Genomic DNA, 18,417 nt, shown 5'->3' with positions numbered 1-18,417 from the left:
ACACAGCATGAGTGATCTGCCGTGGTCCCGTCAAGCAATTTGCGAAAACGGTATCGCAACTGGCAAATGTTGTGCATGATGGAGACTCAGCGAACGCATTCCGCGCACGACATTTACGAGCCGAGGACGTTGCAGTGACTCCCACCTCAGATCTCCCCGACGTTGCGGACGATACGACGGCACGGGCTTCCGACCGAATTGCCGCGCTGGTGGCGAGCACGCCGGAGCGAGTCGCGTCCATGTCGATCACCGCGCTCGCCGCCCTGGCCGAGACGACGCCGGCGACCGTGTCGCGCTACGCACAACGCCTCGGCTACTCCGGCTATCCGTCGATGCGGACAGCCATCGCCACGGAGAACGGGCGCGCGAGCGGCTCGGCCTGGGAGCACGACATCGGCGGGTCCATCCGACCCGACGACTCGGCCGATCGGATCGTCACCGCGCTCGCGGCTGCCCAGATGCGCGCGGTGCGCGCCGCTGCCCAGAGCGTCGACCTCGACGGCGTCACGCGACTCGCCGACGACATCGCCACCGCGTCGCGCGTGCACATCCTCGGCGAGTGGGCCGACGCGGTGCCCGCGGAGGAGCTCTACAACCGGCTCCTGCGCATCGGCCGCCCAGCGTGGATGCACCGGGGCGGCCTCGAGGCGAAGGTCGGCGCATCCCTCCTCGCACCCGGCGACGTCGCCCTACTGGTCTGTCGCGACGGCTCTGGCGCGGAGGGCGCCGCCTTCCTGGCTGCGGCGCACGAGCGAGGCGCACACACGGCGCTCCTCACGGGCGAACCCAGCGGACCCCTGGCCGCAACGGCGCATACGGTGCTCGACTCCGGCACGCGCGTGAGCACCGCGTGGACTGAGCACTTCGCCGGACGCGCCGGCGACACACTCGTGGCCGGGCTGCTCTGGGTGCTCGTGGCCCAACGGGTGGGCGAGGCATGAAGCGCGACAGGGTTGGAGGGAGCTGGCTTCGGCACCCCGGTCCTGTCAGTCCTGCGGAATCGCCGCGACCACGTCGATCTCGACGAGGATGTTCGCCAGCCGCGAGCCGACAGTCGTGCGCACGGGATAGGGCTCGATGAAGAACTCGGCGTAGGCCGTGTTGTACTCGGCGAAGTCGTCGAGGTCCTCGAGATGGGCGGTGACCTTCACGACATCGTCGAACGTCAGGTGGTACTCGGCGAGTACGGCGCCGATGTTTCGCAGCACCTGGCGGGTCTGCTCGGCTACGCCGCCCTCGACGACGAGCCCGGTCGCGGGGTCCTGCGGGCCGAAGCCCGCGGTGTACAGGAAGCCGTTCGCGACCACGCCATGGCTGTACGGCCCGGCGGGCTTCGGCGCGTTCGAGAGCGTGACGGCGGTCTTGGACATGGTTCCTCCGGTGGGATTCGAGCGGTGGGTTTCGAGCGGTGATTCGAGCGGATGCGGCATCCGCTCGTCTGACGGATGCCCCGACGCATCCGCGCGGTTCAGCCGAGCTCTCGCGAGATGAGCTCGGCGGTCTCGCGCATGGCGGGCAGGTGCGCCTGCAGCTGGTCGAGGTCGGCCACCATGCGGATCGCGGTGACCGAGAGCGCGCCGACGACGCCCATCGGGCTGCGAATCGGCACGGCGATGCAGTTCACGAACGGCTCGAACTCCCGATCGTCGGTGGCCCAGCCGCGTGCGTTCACGACGGCGAGCTCGCGGTCGAGGCGCTCGCGAGTGGTGATGGTGTGCTCGGTGTAGCGCTGCCAGGTGACGCCGTTGAGCACGGCGTCACGCGCGTACCGGTCGAGCCCGGCGAGGATCGCCTTGCCGACGCCCGAGCAATAGGGGATCACCTCGCGGCCGATGCGCGAGTACATGCGCACTCCCGATTCGTCCTCGGCCTTGTCGACATAGATGATCGAGCGGTCCATGAGGGCCGCGAGGTGCACGGTGTTGCCCGTGCGGCGCTGCAGTCGGCGCACGTGCTCGGCGCCGGCCTCGCGGAGGTCGAGCGAGTCGAGCGCCTCCTTCGAGAGTGCCGCGAGCCGGGTGCCGAGCGTGTAGCGGCCCGAGCCGCGCCGACGCACCCAGCCGACCTCCTCGAGCGACTGCAGCTCACGGAACATCGTCGAGCGATGCAACCCGAACGACTCGGCGAGTTCGGCGACGGTGCGCGGGTCGGCCGCGATCGCATCGATGATGCGCGCGGCGCGACTGACGCTCTGCGACATGTCAGGCCTCCTCGGACTGTGCGGGTTGAAGCGGGCGCGCAGCTGAGCGACGGATGCCGCGCCCCGGCGTCGCGCCCGTGAGTGCGCCGCCCGCGAGCACCGGAACACCGGCGACGAACACGTCGTCGATGCCCTTGGACAGCCCGAGCGGCGCCTCGTAGCTCGCCGTGTCGGCGACCCGATCGGGATCGACGAGCACCACGTCGGCGATCCACCCCGGACGGATGCGCCCGCGCCGGCCGAGCCCGAACCGGTCGACGGCGCGCGTGGAGCACAGCGCCGCAGCCTCGGGCCACGTCAGCGCGCCCCGCTCGCGCACGAGGTTGCCGAGATACCGAGCGAACGTGCCGCGCGCCCGCGGGTGGGGGTGTGCGCCGACGAAGATGCCGTCGGAGCCGCCGAGCGCGCCGGCGTGGGCGAGGATCGAGGCCAGCTCGGCCGGCGAGCGCTCGTTGCGCACCGCCATCACGACGTTCACCTCGAGGCGAGAGGCGGCGAGCACGTCGAGGGCGAAGCTCGCCGGGTCGGTGGCGCCGCGCCGCGCCGCTTCGTCGAGCGTGAGGCCGTGCGCCCAGGCGAACTCGGGTGCCGCGATGTGCGCGAGCGTGAGCATCGACGGCCATTCCGCGCCGAGGCTCGGGTAGTCGGCGATCGAGGGGAACCAGTACCGGAACAGCACCTCGCGCTCGGCGGGATCGGTGAGCGCCTCGAGCACGTCGGCGACCGGCTGCACCGAGAGCGAGGCGGGCAGGATCGGCATCGTGAGGATGCTGCAGCCACGGGTGTAGGGGTACGCGTCGAATGTCGCATCGACGCCGGCCGCCGCGAGACCGTCGAGCAGGCCGTGCACGATGCCGGGCTCGGCGTGGAAGTGCGAGACGTGCACGGCGACCCTCGATTGCAGGGCGATCGCCTGCATCTCGGCGATGCCGGCCGCCGAGTTCGCCTCGTACCCGCCGCGGAGGTGGGAGACGTACACGCCGCCCGCAGCGGCGACGGGCTCGGTGAGGCGCGCGAGTTCGTCGGTCTCCGCGAAGATGCCGGGAACGTAGTCGAGTCCGGTCGAGAGGCCGAGGGCGCCGGCGGCGAGGCCTTCGGCCACGAGCGAGGTCATGGCTGCGAGCTCTGCGGATGTCGCGGCATCCGTCGACCGGTCCATCACCTCATGCCGCACGGTGCCGGCCGGAACGAGGGTGCCGGCGTTCAGGGCCGTGGTGCCGTCGTAGCCGGCGAGCAGTGCAGCGACGCCGCCGCCCCGATAGGTCGGGTGCCGGCCGTTGATCGCCGCGAAGTACTCGCTCGCGTAGCGGCCGTCGCCGGGTGCGAACGAGACGCCGTCCTGCCCGCCGATCACCGTCGTCACGCCCTGCCGCAACAGCGCGAGTTGCACATCGGGATCGAAGAGGAGCGCGTCGGCGTGCGAGTGCGCGTCGACGAACCCGGGCATGAGCAGCCGCCCGGTGCCGTCGAGCATGGTGTCGCCGGACGACGGGGCGACGCTGCCCGCCGGGTCGATGCGCGCGATGAGGCCGCCCTCGAGCACCACGTCTGCCGGCGCAGCTCCGGCACCATCGCCGTCGACCACAGTCACGTTGCGGATCAGGTGCGGCACGGGCTCCTCATTCGGTGGGCGGCGGGGTGTGGGCGGCGGCCGGGCGCTGCTCGCCCGTCAGAAGAACGTGCGCACCAGGTCGACCACGTGGTCGGAACCGTGGTGCTCGACCACCGGGATCCAGCGCCACTTGTCGAACGCCGTGCACGGATGCGAGAGCCCAAGCGACACGATGTCGCCGATGCCGACCGGCAGCGCGGCATCCGATCGCAGGAAGGCGTGCTGGTCGTTCAGTGCGGTCACGGATGCCCCGACGAGCGGCTCCTCATCGGCGCCGAGCCGCGCGGCGCGCCCGAACGGCACCGGCAGCCCTTCGTCGTAGGGGAAGTCGCGCTTGCCGCCGTCTAGCAGGGCGAGCCCCGGCTCGGGATGCGAGACGACGCGCGCATACCCCCGCATCGCCGAGACCAGGGCGGTGCCGCCCGAGCGAGCAGCAGCCGCGCTCGCGTCGAGCGGGGAGATGCCGTGATAGAAGCCGTCGTCGTGCAGGAGCGAGGCGCCTGACCGGAGGACCCAGCTCGCCGGGAGCCCTGCCGCGGCATCCGCTGCGATGGCCGGTGCGAACACGTCGGCGACGACGTCGAGGTAGGCGCTGCCGCCCGCGGTCACGACGAGCTCGCGGTCGCCCACGAGCGGTCGCACGGCGGCGCGCAGTTCGATGAGGTCGCCGAGATAGTCACGCACGGCGGCGAGCGCCGCGGGGGAGCGGTCGTGGCCGAGGCTGCCCTCGTAGCCCGCGACGCCCGCGAGGCGAAGCGACGGCGAGGCGGCGATGCGCTCGGCGACGGCGACGGCTTCGTCGAGCGTGCGAGCGCCGGTGCGGCCCCCGGAGGCGCCGAGCTCGACGAGCACGTCGATCGGGCGGGGGAGCGGGGCATCCGGAAGCGCCTGCTCCATCGCCTCGACGGTCGCCACCGAATCGGCCCAGCACGAGAAGGCGAAGCCGTCATCGGCGAGCTCGCTCGCGACGAACGCGAGCCCGGCGGGGGCGACGAGGGTGTTCGCGAGCATGATTCGGGCGACGCCGAACGAGCGCGCGGTGCGCACCTGCCCGGGTGTCGCGAGGGTGAGGCCCGCCGCCCCGGCGTCGAGCTGCCGCTGCCAGAGCGCTGGGGCCATCGTGGTCTTGCCGTGGGGCATGAGGTCGAAGCCGTGGGAAGTCGCCCACTCCTGGATGACGCGCGTGTTGTGGGCCAGGGCCCGTTCGTCGAGCACGAGGAGCGGGGTCCAGAACTCGCTGAGGCGAGGGCCGCTCGCGAGGAACTCGCGCACCGTGACTCCAGCCGCTCGAGCGGGGAGGCCCTTGTCGCTCGCTTCGAGGCGCTCCTCGGCGAGCTCGGCGATCATGCGCGGTCGCGGCATCCGTCATCCTCTTGTTCAGCGATGCGATGGGAATGCGTTGCGTATGCTGCAACCGGCTTGCGCCGAATCTGCACACCCGCCAGCATAGGGCTCGTGACCCTCGCAGCGCAGCCCGACGTCGTGGCCATCGGCGAGACCATGGTGCTCATCGCTCCGGCTCACGCGGAACCGCTCGAACGTGCCGTCGACTTCCACCTCGATCCCGGCGGCGCCGAGGCGAACGTGGCCTCGCACCTCGCCGCGCTCGGTCGCCATGCCGCTTGGGCGGGCACCGTCGGCGATGACACGCTCGGCCGCCGCCTCGTGCGACAGCTCGCCGAGCGCGGCGTCGACACTCGCTGGGTCGGGGTCGACCCCGAGGCGCCCACCGGCGTGTACTTCAAGGATCCGGGTCGTGGCGTGCAGTACTTCCGCGCCGGATCGGCCGCGTCTCGCATGGCTCCGGCACTCCTCGACGAGCTGCCCGTCGACACCGCCCGCATCGTGCACCTGAGCGGCATCACGCCGGCGCTCTCGGCATCGTGCGACGCCCTCGTCGATGCCGCCTTCGCGCTGGTCGCGCCCGGCCCCGCGATCATGAGCTTCGATGTCAACCACCGGCCGGTGCTCTGGTCATCGACGGATGTCGCGGCGCGCCGTCTTCGCGAGCTGGCCGCGCGTGCCGACCTCGTGTTCGTCGGCCTCGACGAGGCCGCCGAACTCTGGGACACCGAGACCGCCGACGACGTGCGGGCACTGCTGCCCGAGCCGGCACTGCTCGTCGTGAAAGACGGCGCGGTCGGAGCCACGGAGTTCGCCCGCATCGGGACCAGTGGGAACATCGGCGACACCCTCGAGCGCGTGCCGGCCGTGCCCACCGACGTCGTCGAGGCCGTCGGCGCAGGTGACGCCTTCGCGGCCGGTTACCTCGACGCCTTCCTGCGCGGCGCATCGCCCGCCGAGCGGCTGCGCGCCGGACACGAGCGCGCCGTGCTCGTGCTCGCCGAGACCGCCGACTTCCCCCGCACCCGCCGCTGACCGAGAGGCCGCACATGACCGACATCGTGAACGCCGAATTCGACGCGATCTTCGCAGGGCGGCCGCTCATGGCCATCTTCCGCGGCATGGGCGCCGTGCGCAGCCTCGAGCTGGCCCGCCGGGCCTGGGAGCTCGGCATCGACGTCGTCGAGCTGCCGATTCAATCGCCGGCAGATGTCGAGGCGCTCGCCGCGGTCGCCGAGGCGGGGCGAGCCGCCGGCCGCCTCGTCGGCGCGGGCACGGTCGTGTCGATGCGTCATGTCGAGCTCGCGGCATCCGCCGGCGCTGCCTTCACGGTGAGCCCCGGCTTCGACGAGGCCGTCGTGCGCGCCTCGGTCGCCGCGGGCCTCCCGCCGCTGCCCGGCGTCGCGACGGCGAGTGAGGTGCAGGCCGCCATGGCGCTCGGGCTCACGTGGTTGAAGGCGTTCCCCGCGTCGCTGCTCGGCACCGCCTGGTTCCCCGCAATGGCCGGCCCGTTCCCCGATGCCCGATTCGTCGCGACCGGTGGGATGGATGCCGCGAACGCGGGAGCGTTCCTCGATGCTGGTGTCCGCACGGTCGCCGTGGGCTCGGCGCTCGAAGACCCGGCGCAGCTGCCTGCGCTCGCGAAGCTGCTCGCCCGCTGACGTCCGGGTTTCTCCGGGAGCCGTCGCGACGGGTTGATCGCCCTCGGCCGGCGTCGACGGGCCCGACCCCTCAGCGGTTGATTCCGCGGAGCCGGGCAGCCTGATCCTGGTGGGCGAGTCGCCGGAGCGCGACGATGACGGGCTCGTAGAGCGCCGTGCCGAGCACGGTGTACTCGACGGCAGCATGCGGTTCTTCGGGCATCCGCTCGAGGTCGAAGGCGGCGAGCTTGCGAAGCAGGTCTCCGTACTGCTGCAGGCGCTCGTCGCTGATCGGCATGCCGGCGGCCTCCGCGGCCGCGAGCGCCGACTCGAGCTGCGCCACCGCGGCGTACTCGGGGTCGAAGACCTGGCCGAGCGCGGCGAGCGCGGCGCGGGCGCGAGGATAGGGGTCGTCGCCCTCGCGCCGCTCCACGGCGGGCGGCAAGGCCTCGACGGCCCGGCCGAGCGTCGAATAGAGGTCGTCGCCAGGGTCGTCGACGAGTTCGAGGATGGCCCGGGCCTGCTGCACGCTCAGCCCGACGGAGCCGATGAGCGCGCGCACGAGTCGCAGCCGCCGCACGTGCGACTCGTCGTAGCTCGCTTGCGTGGCCGAGGTCGCGACCCCCGGCTGGAGGAGTCCCTCGCGCAAGTAGAACTTGACGGTCGCGACGGGCAGCCCCGCCGCCTCAGCGAGTGCCGAGATGCGCATGCCGAACTCCTTGCATTGGATAGTGCAACTCTCTATTATTGGAGAGTAACACTATCCAATCACATCCCAACCGAAAGGACCGCTCATGCCGTCCGCCCAAGACGTCATCCTCATCGGCATCCTGTTGCTCGCGCTCGTCACGGTTGAGAGCGGCGGCTACTTCCTCACTCGAGTCGTACGCGGCCACGTACCGGTGAATCGCCTGCAGCAGGGCTTCTTCCGTGCCGGTCACGCGCACGCCGCCGTGCTCCTCGTGCTCTCGATCGCGATCCTCGCCGTCATCGGCCACGCGGCGCTCGACGGCTTCTGGCTGTGGCTCGCCCGCACCGGCGTGCCGATCGCGGCCATCCTCATGCCTGCCGGCTTCTTCCTCTCGGTGACCGGCAAGGACCCCGAGCGCCCGAACCGGCTCATCATGCTCCTCTGGATCGGAGTCGCCGTGCTCACGGCAGCGCTCATCACCGCGGGCATCGGGCTCATCGCCGGCGGTATCGCGGCGCTCTGAGGTCAGCGGTACGCTCGCCACATGGGCATTCCGCAGCGATTCTCCCTCGTCACCCTCGGGGTCGCCGACGTCGAAGTGGCGACGGCCTTCTACCACCGCATCGGCTGGCGTGAGGCGCCGTCCTCTGTGCCGGGCGAGGTGTCGTTCTTCGCGACGCCCGGCGGTGTGCTCGCCCTGTGGGAGACGGCCGAGCTCGCGAAGGATGCCGCCCTCCCCACGTTTCACGCGAACGCGCCGCATTTCCGTGCCGTCGCGCTCGCGATCAACTTCTCGACGCGCGAAGAAGTCGACGATGCGGTGGGCGACTGGGTGCTCGCCGGCGGGCAGATCTCCAAGCGCGCCGCCAACACGGCGTGGGGCGGCTACAGCGCCTACGTCGCCGATCCCGACGGCAATCTCTGGGAGCTCGCGCACAACCCGAGCTGGCCGCTCGACGAGCGTGGACTGCCGCAACTCGGCGGCGCCTGAGGCGAGTCGTCCGGTCCTGCATCACCCCCGGTCAGGGGTACCCTCGCGGCGCATCTAGACTGGAATCCGTGACTTCAGAGGAATCCGTCGACGTCGTGCTCATCGGTGGTGGCATCATGAGTGCCACGCTCGGTTCCCTCATCTCGCAACTGCAGCCCGACTGGAGCATCCGCGTCTACGAGCGCCTGGGCGAGGTGGCCCAAGAGAGCTCGAACGCCTGGAACAACGCCGGCACGGGCCACGCCGCGCTCTGCGAGCTGAACTACATGCCCGAGGCCCCCGACGGCACGGTGAGCGCTGCCAAGGCCGTGTCGATCAACGAGCAGTTCCAGATCAGCCGGCAATACTGGGCGTACCTAGTCTCGACCGGGGCGCTGCCCGAGCCGCACAACTTCATCAACTCGACGCCCCACATGACGTTCGTCAAGGGCAAGGCGAACATCGAGTACCTGAAGAAGCGCGTCGAGGCGCTGCGGAACGAGCCGCTGTTCCCCGACATGGAGTACACCGAAGACCTCGAGCGCATCGCCCAGTGGACCCCACTCCTCGCGAAGAAGCGCAACCTCAAGCAGAAGGTCGCCGCGACCCGTGTTGCCTCTGGCACCGACGTCGACTTCGGTGCGCTCACGAAGTACCTCCTCGCCGACATGGAGCGTCGCGGCGCGTCGGTGCAGACGAACCACCAGGTCACCTGGCTCAAGCGCCAGAAAGACGGCAGGTGGAAGCTCCGCGTGCGGCACCTCGTGGGCCAGACGCCGAAGATCACGTACGCCAGGTTCGTGTTCGTCGGCGCGGGCGGTGGTGCGCTCGCACTGCTCCAGCACTCCGGCATCCCCGAGATCAAGGGCTTCGGCGGTTTCCCGATCTCGGGTCAGTTCCTCCGCACCACGAACCCGAAGGTCGTGGCCCAGCACCAGGCCAAGGTCTACGGCAAGGCCGCGGTCGGTGCTCCGCCGATGTCGGTGCCGCACCTCGACACCCGAGTGGTCGAGGGCGAGACCGCGCTCCTCTTCGGCCCCTACGCCGGCTTCACGCCGAAGTTCCTGAAGTCGAGCACGTGGTTCGACCTGCCGTTCTCGATCCGCCTGCACAACCTCGGCCCGATGCTGCAGGTCGGCCTCAAGAACTTCGACCTCGTGAAGTACCTCGTCTCCGAGCTGCTCGCCTCGCGCCAGAAGAAGATGGCCGCCCTGCGTGAGTTCATGCCGACCGCGAAAGACCGCGACTGGGAGCTCATCACCGCCGGCCAACGCGTGCAGGTCATGAAGAAGGATCCTGAGAAGGGCGGTGTGCTGCAGTTCGGCACCGAGCTCATCTCAGGTGCCGACGGCACGATCGCCGGGCTCCTCGGGGCTTCGCCGGGTGCGTCCACGGCCGCGCCGATCATGCTCGACGTGCTCGCACGTTGCTTCCCCGACCGCTTCCTCAGCTGGGAGCCGAAGCTGCGAGAGATGATCCCGAGCTTCGGTCGCCAGCTGTCGGCCGATCCCGGCGTCGCCGAGGCCTCCCTCACGGAGACGGCGAAGCTGCTCGAGCTCACCGCGTAGCGGGTCGGGCACGCGCGCGTCATGTCGCAACGCCATGCGGTTTGCATGACTTGGGCCGTTTTGTAGGACGTGCGCGCGCTCACATGTCCTACAAAACGAGACATGTCCTACAAACCGGCGCGCGCTGGCGGCGCGGCGCGCGCTGGCGGCGCGGCGCGAGCTGGCCGCGGGCGCGAGCAGGCCCGAGCTGGCCGCGGGCGCGAGCAGGCCCGAGCGTAGGTGGCTCGAGAAAGTTCTTGGCTTCCGGCCGCGACCTCTGCTAGCGTCGACTCCGCTATGAAGTGAGCACATCCCATCGTCCCGCGCCTGAGGCGCCGTTGACTGCAGGGTGTGCTCTTTTCACTGATCGCGACAGTGTCGCGCGCACCCTTTCACGACGGCGAATGCCCGGCGGGATCCACTCTCCGCTCCCGGGCAGTCGTCGGCGCCGCTGGTGCCGCGGTCGTGCCGCTCGGTGCATCGTCCGTCACAGCCGCGCGCCGCGGCATCCGACGGCTGCCCGGGAGCACTCGTGAAAGGGCGTCCCCATGGCGCTACACGTCTCCTATTCCCAACATCTCCGTGCCGACGGACTCTCGGTCTCCTACCCTGAACGGCGCATCTTCACCGACCTCGCCTTCGCAGTCGCACCGGGCCACCGGCTCGGCCTCATCGGCGAGAACGGCGCGGGCAAGTCCACGTTGCTGCGACTCGTCGCGAGCGGTGACGAGCGAGCGGATGCCGCATCCGCCGCCGTCTTCGCCGACGCCCACGTTTCGGGCAGCATCACGCGGCCCCGGCGCACGGGGCTCCTCGCCCAGGAGCTGCCGTTCCACGTGCACGACCGCGTCGGCGAGGTGCTCGAAGCGGCGCTCGCCGAAGTGCGCGGCATCGAGCGGGAGCTCGATGCCGCGGCATCCGCGCTCGCACGCGACGAGTCCGCGGCATCCGCGAATCGCTATTCGGCGGCGCTCGACGCGGCGGAACGCGCCGAGGTGTGGTCGGCCGAGTCGCGGCGCGACGAGCTGCTCGAGGGGCTGGGCGTGGCCGGGCTCGGTCTCGAGCGGGCGATCGGCGAGCTCTCGGGCGGCCAGCGCAGCCGGTTCGCGCTCGCGGCGCTGCTGCTCGGGGCTCCCGACGCGCTCCTGCTCGACGAGCCGACGAACCATCTCGACGACGACGCCGCGGTCTTCCTCGAAGGCCGGCTCCGCGATTGGCGCGGACCGGTGATGTTCGCGAGCCACGATCGGGAGTTCCTCGATCGGGTCGCGACCGGGCTCCTCGACCTCGATCCGGGGCGCGCGGGCGCGCTCGCTCTCTCGAGCTCGGGCGGGGCGAGTGGTGCGACGCGCGACGACGCGCTGGCGGCAGCCGGAGGCACCGTCTTCGGTGGCGGCTTCAGTGAGTTCCTCACCGTGAAGGCCGAGGAACAGGAGCGGTGGCGACGGCAGTACGAGGCCGAACAGGAGGAGCTGAAGCGACTTCGCCTCGGCGTCGTCGAGACGGCGCGCAAGGTCTCGCACGGCCGCGCGCCGACCGACAATGACAAGTACCTCAAGCACTTCAAGCGGGGGAAGGTCGATCAGGCGGTCTCGCGCCGCGTGCGCAACGCCGAGCTGCGCCTCGAGACGCTCGAACGGGAGCAGGTGCGCAAGCCGCCGGCCCCGCTCGAATTCGCGGGCATCCCGTCGGGGTCGCACGCGCTCGAGGAGGCATCCGGGCTGCTCCTGCAACTCTCGGAAGTCGCGGTCGCCGGTCGCCTCGAACTCGATGCGCTGCAGGTGGCGCCGCTCACCCGGTTGCTCGTCACGGGCGCGAACGGCGCCGGCAAGTCGACGCTGCTCGGCGCGCTGGCGGGCACGCTCAGGGTCGACCGCGGCACCGTGCACCGGCGAAAGGGGCTGCGAGTCGGGCTCCTCGAGCAGGACGTGCGGTTCGCCGATCCGGATGCCTCGCCGCGTCGCCTCTACGAACGCGTTCTCGGTGAGCGGCGCGCCGAGCAGGTGACGCTCGCGAGCCTGGGACTGATCGCCCCACGCGACGAGGGACGCCCCGTCGGCGCGCTCTCGGTGGGGCAGCAGCGCCGGCTCGCGCTCGCGCTCGTGATCACGCGGCCGCCGCACGTGTTCCTGCTCGACGAGCCGACGAACCATCTCTCGCTCGGGCTCGCGACCGACCTCGAGGAGGCACTCGGCGCCTACCCCGGCGCGGTCGTGATCGCGAGCCACGATCGGTGGCTGCGCCGCCGCTGGGCGGGGGAGTGCCTCGCCCTCGAGGCGGGGCAGCGCGCTGGTGCGGAGCTGGAGCAACGGGTCGCCAAGACGTAACGCGCCCGGCCGGCCGGCAGGGCGCGCCCGCCCCGCCCCGCGCGTCGCTGCGAGGCCGTCCACGGTTCGGAGGACTTTGCGCGATTCGGAGGACGTTCGCCCCCGCCGATGTCCTCCAAATCTCGCAATGTCCTCCCAAGCGTTGGTGTGAGTTCGCCGCTGCGTCCTGTGAGTCTTGCCTCATGTGAGGCGAAACTCACGTGGCGGACAGTGACATGCTCGCGGCTCGCGGCGCCCCTGAAGAACCGGTGCGGATGCCTCGGCCGAGCCGCGGCACGCCGAGGCATCCGCTTGCCGTTCATTCGAACATGTGTTCGAATATCGCTATGAGGTGGAGCGGGCAGGAACTCGGCGTGGAGCAATCCGACGCACTGCCCGGGCTCGCGAAGCTCAACAACCTCGTGCGCTCGGTGCAGACCCCCGAGTTCGCGGGCGTGACCTTCCACGAGGTGCTCGCGAAGTCGGCGCTCAACAAGGTGCCCGGCCAGTCCGCGATGCCCTTCGGCTGGACCATCAACCCCTACCGGGGCTGCACGCATGCATGCCGCTACTGCTTCGCGAGGCCCACGCACACCTATCTCGACCTCGACGCCGGTGACGACTTCGATCGCCAGATCATCGTGAAGGTGAACGTCGCCGACGTGCTGCGCACTGAGCTGGCGAAGCCGTCGTGGCGACGCGATGCGGTGGCGCTCGGCACGAACACCGACCCCTACCAGCGGGCCGAGGGCCGCTACTCCCTCATGCCGGGCATCATCGACGCGCTCGCCACGAGCGGCACGCCGTTCAGCATCCTCACGAAGGGCACGTTGCTGCGCCGCGACCTGCCCCTCATCGCCGAAGCTGCCAAGCTCGTGCCCGTCGACGTCGCGATGTCGATCGCGATCTACGACCACGAGCTGCAGCAATCGGTCGAGCCGGGCACGCCCAGCGCGAAGGCGCGGCTCGCGACCGTTTCGGCAGTTCGGGAGGCCGGCCTCGAGTGTGCCGTCTTCCTCATGCCGATCCTGCCGTACCTCACCGACACGAAGGCGCACCTCGACGATGCGCTGCGGCAGGCGAAGGCCGCCGGCGCCACGAGTGTGCTCTACACCGCGCTGCATCTCAAGGCCGGCGTGAAACCGTGGTTCATGCAGTGGCTCGAACGAGAACATCCCGAGCTCGTGCCGAAGTATCGGTCGATGTACTACGGCAACAACGCGTACGCGCCGAAGGCGTACCGGCGCTGGCTCGGTGAACGGATCCGGCCGCTGATCAGGGCGCACGGACTCGAGCGCGGTCGCGAAGATCCGGTCACCGGCGGCATCCGCTCGACCGCGCTTACCGGCGGAGCGGCCGTCGAGCTTCCCGAGATCTTCGGCAGCCCGGCCGATCCGGCTGCCCTCTTCTGAGTAAGCAGTCGACCCGATCATGGTGCGGCGACGGCGCGGCGAGCGCCCAGGGCTGCGCCGGCCGCCCACAAACTGGGATAATCCGCAGAAGCCCGAAAGCAGATCGTCGCGCCGAGGGCGGAAGCAAGGGGGAGAAACCCGATGACGTTGGGCTTACCCGGCCACCTCGCACGCGACTCCATGAGCCGCGCCCTCGCCACTGCGGGCCACTTCGCGGCCTTCACGTGTCTTGCCGTCGCCGCGACCGTCGCATTCGTCGCCGCGATTCTCTTCGGCAACATCGACGACTGGGCGGCGTTCATCCTCACACTCGCCATGGCCGTGTTCCTCGTCGCCGTCTCCATCTATTCGACCGTGACACTCACCGTGGTCTACCTCGTCGTCGGTGCGGCTGTCGTGTGTGCGCTCACGGTGCTCATCATGGACTCCGAAGGCGGATTCGCGACAACGAACAACGCGCTCACCGCGCTCCCACTCGTTGCCCTGCTCCTCGTAGGCGGTGCAGGGAGCGGTTCCGTGACGGCACTCATCTGGGCGACGCTCGGGTACGCGCTCGGCGAGGCGGCGACCTTCCTCGGCGTCGCGCTCGTCGGCGGCACCTACGCACCGAACCTGGCCGCCGCGGCTGCATTCGGGCTGGTCGTCGTCGTGCGCACGTTCGACGGGTTGAGCCGCCGGTCGGACTCGCGCCACACTGCGGGGCTTCATCGTGCGAGCCAGCAGTCCCACGAGCTCGAGATCCGCCACGACTACGAGCTCCGCGCCACCGCCAGGCTCCACGACACCGCGCTCAGCCACCTCGTCGCGATCGCGGCGGCGGGCTCGGGGCCGGTCGACGAGCGCTTGCGCGTCGGCATCCGGCAGGACCTCGGCCTCATCGTCGGCCGCGACTGGGCGACTGATCACGCCGAGGCCGGTGGCTCGGGCAACACCAGGGAACGAGCGGCCGCTCGCCCACCGGCATCCGTCGACGTGGAACGGCTGCCGCACGCCGTCGCGGCGGCGGCCAACGCAGGACTCGAGATTCGCGTGACCGGCGACCTCGAAGTGCTCGGCGAGCTCGGACCGCGTCGAGCCGCCGCCCTCGATGCGGCGGTGGCGCAATGCCTCATCAACGTCGCACGGCACGCGGGCGTCGGCGAAGCCGAGGTCGCCGTCGGGCTCGCCGGCGGTGAGGTGACGATCGCCGTCATGGACAGCGGGGTCGGCTTCGACGAGCACGAGGTGCCCGAAGATCGCATCGGCCTGCGAACGTCGATCCGGGCCCGCATCGAGCAGGAGCAGGGCACCGTGCGTCTCTGGTCGACGAAGGGCATCGGCACGACGATCGTGTTGACCGTGCCGGAGGGCGGCGAATGAGCGCGAGGATGCGGCTCACCCAGCAGGAGGCCGACCCCATCGGCGGCATCACGGCCGCGCCGATCGTCTCGATCGGCGCGGTGGTCGCGGTCGGTACCGCGATCGTGCTGACGTGGTTGCACTGGGGAGAAGTGGGTTCGCCGTTCGCCGCGGTGTTCGCGATCGCGCTCGTCGCCGCTGCCGGCACAGCCGCCCCGATCTCCGCGTCACCGGCCCGTGCGCCGTTCACGACCGACCGACTCTGGCTCGTGGTGGCGTTCGGCGTCGGAGCGGCGATCGCCGAGTATGTGAGCACGATCGGCGCCGACACGTATCTCTACGACAACTTCGGACCGGCCGTGATCGGACTGCTCATCCTCTCGGTCGCACCGTATTGCACGTGGGTCTCACTGCTCCTGGCCGGCGCGATATCGTCGGCAGTGGTGTCGATCCTCGTGATCGGCACCTCCACGTACACGGCCGGGTCTGCGCCGATCGGCGCTCTCATCGCCGTGAACTCCGCGCCGACGCTCGCGATGTCGGCGGCCGCGGCGGGCTACGCGTATTCGATCGTCGGCGAGACGCTCGCGTGGCAGCGCGAAGCGAATCGGGCGGCATTGCAGCGCGATGCCGAGTTGCGCGCCGGCATCGCGCGCTCGGTGCAGCAGAGCCGAGTCTCGGTGCTCGGGCGTGAAGTGCTGCCATTCCTCGCCGGTGTGATGACCGCCGATCGCATCTCGGTTGGCGACGCCGATCGTGCCCGCGAACTCGCCGAGGCGTTGCGTCGAGCGCTGAAGGCCGGCATCGAGTCCACCTGGCTCGACGACCTCGCGGCGAACGTGCAGCAGAGTCGGGGCGTCGAGACCGTCGTCGTCGATCCGGCGGGAGCGGCAGCCGATCTCGGCGGCGACCAGCGCTCGGCGCTCACCGCCCTCATCTCGTGGCTCGGCGATGCTGCGCGCTCGAGCGCCATCCGTGTCGTGTTCGCACGTGACGGTGAACGCCGAAAGATCACCCTCACGACCCAGACCGGCGGGGCGCCGCCATCCCGTCGCGAGCTCGAGCGGTTCGTCGTCGTGGCACGTGCGGTTGCATTACGCGCGGAATCAACGCAAACGCGAGAGAATGTCACGGTGGAGTTCAGTTATGTCGCCGAATGAGTCCCGAGCGACCAACCCGTACCGACTCGCGCTGCTCGACGATCACGGACTCATCGTCGACAGCCTCGCCAGATGGTTCGAAGATCGCGCGCCCGATTTCGAAGTCGTGTTGCGCGCGACCAGCTGGATGGAGCTGATCAGGAGCCCCCAGTTCCCCGTCGATCTCGTGCTGATGGACCTGCAGCTCGGCGACACCGTTTCGATCGAATCGCGCATCCGCGCGTGCCGGGCCGCGGGCGCGAAGGTGCTCGTCGTCACGGCGCTCGACGACGACAAGTCGCGCGATCGATCGCTCGCGGCCGGCGCGGCGGGATTCGTATCGAAGACGCTTCCCGCCGACGAGCTCGTCGAGATGGCACGACGAGCGGCTCGCGGCGAGCGGCTGCCGCGGCATCCGTCACGAGCCGCCGGATCCCACCACGGGCACCCGGCTGACACGGCGACGCAACCCGTCGAAGTCCACGACGGCGTGCACCTCAGCCCCGCCGAGGAGCGAGCCCTGCGGTACTACGTGCAGGGCCTCAGTACTGTTGAGGTGAGCCGCCGCATGGATGTCGGGTACGAGACGGCGAAGACCTACCTCCGGCGCGTGCGGGAGAAGTACGCGAAGGCCGACCGGCCTGCGAGCCGCAAGTCGGAGTTGATCCGCCGTGCGGCGGAGGACGGATACCTCGAATAGATGGCGAAGCTGTACTTCCGCTATGGGGCGATGAACTCCGGCAAGTCGACGGCGTTGCTCCAGGCGGCGTTCAACTATGAGGAACGGGGCCATCAGGTACTGCTCGCGAAGCCGGCCGTCGACACGAAGGGCGATCGCGACATCGTCTCGCGGCTCGGCAACGTGCGTGAGGTCGACTTCACGATCGAGCCCGACACGAGCGTCATCGAGCGGTTCCAGCAGCACCGCACGCGAATCATCGAAGGCCACGGTCGTGATGTGAGCTGCCTGCTCATCGACGAGGCGCAGTTCCTGAGCTCCGACCAGGTCGACGACCTGCTGCGCATCGCGCTCCTCGACGACATCCCGGTGCTCGCCTACGGCATCCGCACCGACTTCCAGACGGTCGCCTTCCCCGGCAGCCGCCGCCTCCTCGAGATCGCGCACGCCGTCGAGGAGCTGAAGACGATCTGCCGCTGCGGTCGCAAGGCGATCTTCAACGCGCGCAAGATCGACGGTGTCTTCGTGTTCACCGGCGACCAGGTGGCCATCGACGCCTCGACCGAACTGAGCGAGGGCCGGGTGCACGAGGTCACCTACGAATCGCTCTGCGGCGTCTGCTACCTCGAAGAGAGCGGCGGCGTGCTCAACGGTCGCCACTGAGCGGGTCGCCGGGCACGGCTCACGCGCTGAGTACCGCCGCGATCAGTACTCCGTTGAAGACCATGTGACCGATGATCGCCGCGCCGAGGCGCCCGGTCAGCACGGTCGCGACTCCGGCGGCGAGGCCGAACACGAGACTGCCGGCACCCGACCGCCACGCCTCAGACACCGTCGCTGCCTGCGTCACGTGCAGCAGTGCGAACACGAGCGCCGAAGTGAGCACGGCGACGGATGCCGCGGCGACGCGCGTGCGGCGATCTGTGCGATCATCGCCGCTGCCGTGACCGCCGACGCCCGCACCGCGCTCCACCGCGCGAAGCACGAGTCCGCGGAAGAACAGCTCCTCCACGAGCGGTCCGAGCACGATCGGGGCGAGGAGCACCCCGAACCACAGCTCGAACCCGGTCGGCAGCTCGAGCCGCACGCCGAAACCGGCGACGCGACCGGATGTCGCGAGCTCGATGCCGCTCACGGCGGCGCGCGCGAGCAGACCGAGGCCGACGCCCCAGCAGAGGTCGAGCCAGGTGAAGCGCAAGCCGAAGTCGAGGGTCAGCGAACGCCGCCCGCGAACGAAGCTCGCCACGAGCACCCCGCCGAGGAGCGGGATCCACACGGCGAGGTACGCCCCGAGCACCTGGACCGCCGGATCGATGATGACAGTGCGCACGAGCGCCGTCCAGCCGAGCACGCAGAGGATCGCGAATATCGTGCCAAAGGCGGCATCCGCCACCCCCCAGATCGGGGCTGAGGGGGCCGGAACGCCCTGAGAAGTTGACAGGTCGTCGGCTTCCGGGGCATCTTTGGTCATGGGGGACAGCGTATTGCTTCGGGGGAAGCCCATCATCTGAGCTATGCCCCGATCGTCATGCGTTAATC

The 18,417-nt window shown here is 70.2% G+C and carries 18 protein-coding genes; 12 read left to right on the top strand and 6 right to left on the bottom strand.

Annotation, left to right across the window (positions count from 1 at the left end; all coding sequences use genetic code 11):
- Positions 1 to 11 precede the first annotated feature (11 nt).
- Positions 12 to 941, top strand: a complete 930-nt coding sequence (locus J7E25_RS07900; protein ID WP_308164429.1) for a MurR/RpiR family transcriptional regulator — start codon at positions 12 to 14, stop codon at positions 939 to 941.
- A 45-nt stretch (positions 942 to 986) separates the two neighbouring features.
- Here J7E25_RS07900 and J7E25_RS07895 read toward each other — a convergent pair whose 3' ends face one another.
- From J7E25_RS07895 to J7E25_RS07880, 4 genes are all read right to left on the bottom strand, one after another.
- The gene (locus J7E25_RS07895; RefSeq protein WP_214869535.1) at positions 987 to 1,370 is read right to left on the bottom strand and encodes a RidA family protein; all 384 of its coding nucleotides are present in this window, start codon (positions 1,368 to 1,370) and stop codon (positions 987 to 989) included.
- A 98-nt stretch (positions 1,371 to 1,468) separates the two neighbouring features.
- Complete coding sequence (locus J7E25_RS07890) at positions 1,469 to 2,200, bottom strand: IclR family transcriptional regulator (protein ID WP_214869533.1); 732 nt, start codon at positions 2,198 to 2,200, stop codon at positions 1,469 to 1,471.
- A gap of 1 nt (position 2,201) precedes the next feature.
- A complete protein-coding gene (locus J7E25_RS07885) occupies positions 2,202 to 3,812 on the bottom strand; it encodes an amidohydrolase family protein (RefSeq protein ID WP_308164427.1) in 1,611 nt (536 codons plus the stop codon).
- A 57-nt stretch (positions 3,813 to 3,869) separates the two neighbouring features.
- Complete coding sequence (locus J7E25_RS07880; RefSeq protein ID WP_214869531.1) at positions 3,870 to 5,174, bottom strand: alanine racemase; 1,305 nt, start codon at positions 5,172 to 5,174, stop codon at positions 3,870 to 3,872.
- A 93-nt stretch (positions 5,175 to 5,267) separates the two neighbouring features.
- Here J7E25_RS07880 and J7E25_RS07875 point away from each other — a divergent pair, with 93 nt between their 5' ends.
- On the top strand, positions 5,268 to 6,191 hold the full coding sequence (locus tag J7E25_RS07875) for a sugar kinase (protein ID WP_308164426.1): 924 nt from the start codon (positions 5,268 to 5,270) through the stop codon (positions 6,189 to 6,191).
- Between the two features lie 14 nt (positions 6,192 to 6,205).
- Entirely contained in the window at positions 6,206 to 6,817 is a 612-nt protein-coding gene (locus tag J7E25_RS07870) for a bifunctional 4-hydroxy-2-oxoglutarate aldolase/2-dehydro-3-deoxy-phosphogluconate aldolase (protein WP_214869527.1), read from the top strand.
- 70 nt (positions 6,818 to 6,887) lie between these two features.
- On the opposite strand, the gene J7E25_RS07865 is transcribed toward J7E25_RS07870, so the two are convergent.
- On the bottom strand, positions 6,888 to 7,505 hold the full coding sequence (locus tag J7E25_RS07865; RefSeq protein WP_214869525.1) for a MerR family transcriptional regulator: 618 nt from the start codon (positions 7,503 to 7,505) through the stop codon (positions 6,888 to 6,890).
- An 85-nt stretch (positions 7,506 to 7,590) separates the two neighbouring features.
- Between J7E25_RS07865 and J7E25_RS07860 the strand changes: the two genes are divergently transcribed.
- The 9 genes from J7E25_RS07860 (at position 7,591) to J7E25_RS07820 (ending at position 17,541) form a co-directional block, all read left to right on the top strand.
- Positions 7,591 to 8,010 carry a hypothetical protein gene (locus tag J7E25_RS07860; protein WP_214869523.1) on the top strand — a complete coding sequence of 140 codons (420 nt, stop codon included), beginning with the start codon at positions 7,591 to 7,593 and terminating at the stop codon, positions 8,008 to 8,010.
- A 21-nt stretch (positions 8,011 to 8,031) separates the two neighbouring features.
- Entirely contained in the window at positions 8,032 to 8,478 is a 447-nt protein-coding gene (locus tag J7E25_RS07855; protein ID WP_214869521.1) for a VOC family protein, read from the top strand.
- A 68-nt stretch (positions 8,479 to 8,546) separates the two neighbouring features.
- Positions 8,547 to 10,025, top strand: a complete 1,479-nt coding sequence (locus tag J7E25_RS07850) for a malate:quinone oxidoreductase (RefSeq protein ID WP_214869519.1) — start codon at positions 8,547 to 8,549, stop codon at positions 10,023 to 10,025.
- 527 nt (positions 10,026 to 10,552) lie between these two features.
- Positions 10,553 to 12,331, top strand: coding sequence for an ABC-F family ATP-binding cassette domain-containing protein (locus J7E25_RS07845; RefSeq protein WP_214869517.1), 1,779 nt, complete (start codon positions 10,553 to 10,555; stop codon positions 12,329 to 12,331).
- A gap of 326 nt (positions 12,332 to 12,657) precedes the next feature.
- The gene (locus tag J7E25_RS07840; RefSeq protein WP_214869515.1) at positions 12,658 to 13,722 is read left to right on the top strand and encodes an Rv2578c family radical SAM protein; all 1,065 of its coding nucleotides are present in this window, start codon (positions 12,658 to 12,660) and stop codon (positions 13,720 to 13,722) included.
- A gap of 141 nt (positions 13,723 to 13,863) precedes the next feature.
- Entirely contained in the window at positions 13,864 to 15,081 is a 1,218-nt protein-coding gene (locus J7E25_RS07835; RefSeq protein WP_214869513.1) for a sensor histidine kinase, read from the top strand.
- Positions 15,078 to 16,220 carry a hypothetical protein gene (locus J7E25_RS07830; protein ID WP_214869511.1) on the top strand — a complete coding sequence of 381 codons (1,143 nt, stop codon included), beginning with the start codon at positions 15,078 to 15,080 and terminating at the stop codon, positions 16,218 to 16,220. Before J7E25_RS07835 ends, J7E25_RS07830 begins: the two co-directional genes overlap by 4 nt.
- Complete coding sequence (locus J7E25_RS07825) at positions 16,207 to 16,899, top strand: response regulator transcription factor (protein WP_214869509.1); 693 nt, start codon at positions 16,207 to 16,209, stop codon at positions 16,897 to 16,899. Before J7E25_RS07830 ends, J7E25_RS07825 begins: the two co-directional genes overlap by 14 nt.
- Positions 16,900 to 17,541: a thymidine kinase gene (locus J7E25_RS07820; protein ID WP_214869507.1), complete on the top strand. Its 642-nt coding sequence runs from the start codon at positions 16,900 to 16,902 to the stop codon at positions 17,539 to 17,541.
- 19 nt (positions 17,542 to 17,560) lie between these two features.
- On the opposite strand, the gene J7E25_RS07815 is transcribed toward J7E25_RS07820, so the two are convergent.
- Entirely contained in the window at positions 17,561 to 18,349 is a 789-nt protein-coding gene (locus J7E25_RS07815; protein WP_214869505.1) for a CPBP family intramembrane glutamic endopeptidase, read from the bottom strand.
- Positions 18,350 to 18,417: the final 68 nt, after the last annotated feature.

It is taken from the genome of Agromyces sp. ISL-38, assembly GCF_018613935.1.
Lineage (GTDB): Bacteria > Actinomycetota > Actinomycetes > Actinomycetales > Microbacteriaceae > Agromyces.
The sequence above is the reverse complement of the archived record's forward strand: the minus strand, read 5'-3'. Positions and strand labels throughout refer to the sequence as shown.

What these genes read in the sequence shown, in the direction of transcription:
- J7E25_RS07855 (WP_214869521.1), top strand. Translation starts at nt 8,032, where the DNA reads ATGGGCATTCCGCAGCGATTCTCCCTCGTCACCCTCGGGGTCGCCGAC.
- J7E25_RS07870 (WP_214869527.1), top strand. Translation starts at nt 6,206, where the DNA reads ATGACCGACATCGTGAACGCCGAATTCGACGCGATCTTCGCAGGGCGG.
- J7E25_RS07895 (WP_214869535.1), bottom strand. Translation starts at nt 1,370, where the DNA reads ATGTCCAAGACCGCCGTCACGCTCTCGAACGCGCCGAAGCCCGCCGGG.
- J7E25_RS07815 (WP_214869505.1), bottom strand. Translation starts at nt 18,349, where the DNA reads ATGACCAAAGATGCCCCGGAAGCCGACGACCTGTCAACTTCTCAGGGC.
- J7E25_RS07840 (WP_214869515.1), top strand. Translation starts at nt 12,658, where the DNA reads ATGAGGTGGAGCGGGCAGGAACTCGGCGTGGAGCAATCCGACGCACTG.
- J7E25_RS07830 (WP_214869511.1), top strand. Translation starts at nt 15,078, where the DNA reads ATGAGCGCGAGGATGCGGCTCACCCAGCAGGAGGCCGACCCCATCGGC.
- J7E25_RS07890 (WP_214869533.1), bottom strand. Translation starts at nt 2,200, where the DNA reads ATGTCGCAGAGCGTCAGTCGCGCCGCGCGCATCATCGATGCGATCGCG.
- J7E25_RS07845 (WP_214869517.1), top strand. Translation starts at nt 10,553, where the DNA reads ATGGCGCTACACGTCTCCTATTCCCAACATCTCCGTGCCGACGGACTC.
- J7E25_RS07860 (WP_214869523.1), top strand. Translation starts at nt 7,591, where the DNA reads ATGCCGTCCGCCCAAGACGTCATCCTCATCGGCATCCTGTTGCTCGCG.
- J7E25_RS07880 (WP_214869531.1), bottom strand. Translation starts at nt 5,174, where the DNA reads ATGCCGCGACCGCGCATGATCGCCGAGCTCGCCGAGGAGCGCCTCGAA.
- J7E25_RS07835 (WP_214869513.1), top strand. Translation starts at nt 13,864, where the DNA reads ATGACGTTGGGCTTACCCGGCCACCTCGCACGCGACTCCATGAGCCGC.
- J7E25_RS07865 (WP_214869525.1), bottom strand. Translation starts at nt 7,505, where the DNA reads ATGCGCATCTCGGCACTCGCTGAGGCGGCGGGGCTGCCCGTCGCGACC.
- J7E25_RS07820 (WP_214869507.1), top strand. Translation starts at nt 16,900, where the DNA reads ATGGCGAAGCTGTACTTCCGCTATGGGGCGATGAACTCCGGCAAGTCG.
- J7E25_RS07825 (WP_214869509.1), top strand. Translation starts at nt 16,207, where the DNA reads ATGTCGCCGAATGAGTCCCGAGCGACCAACCCGTACCGACTCGCGCTG.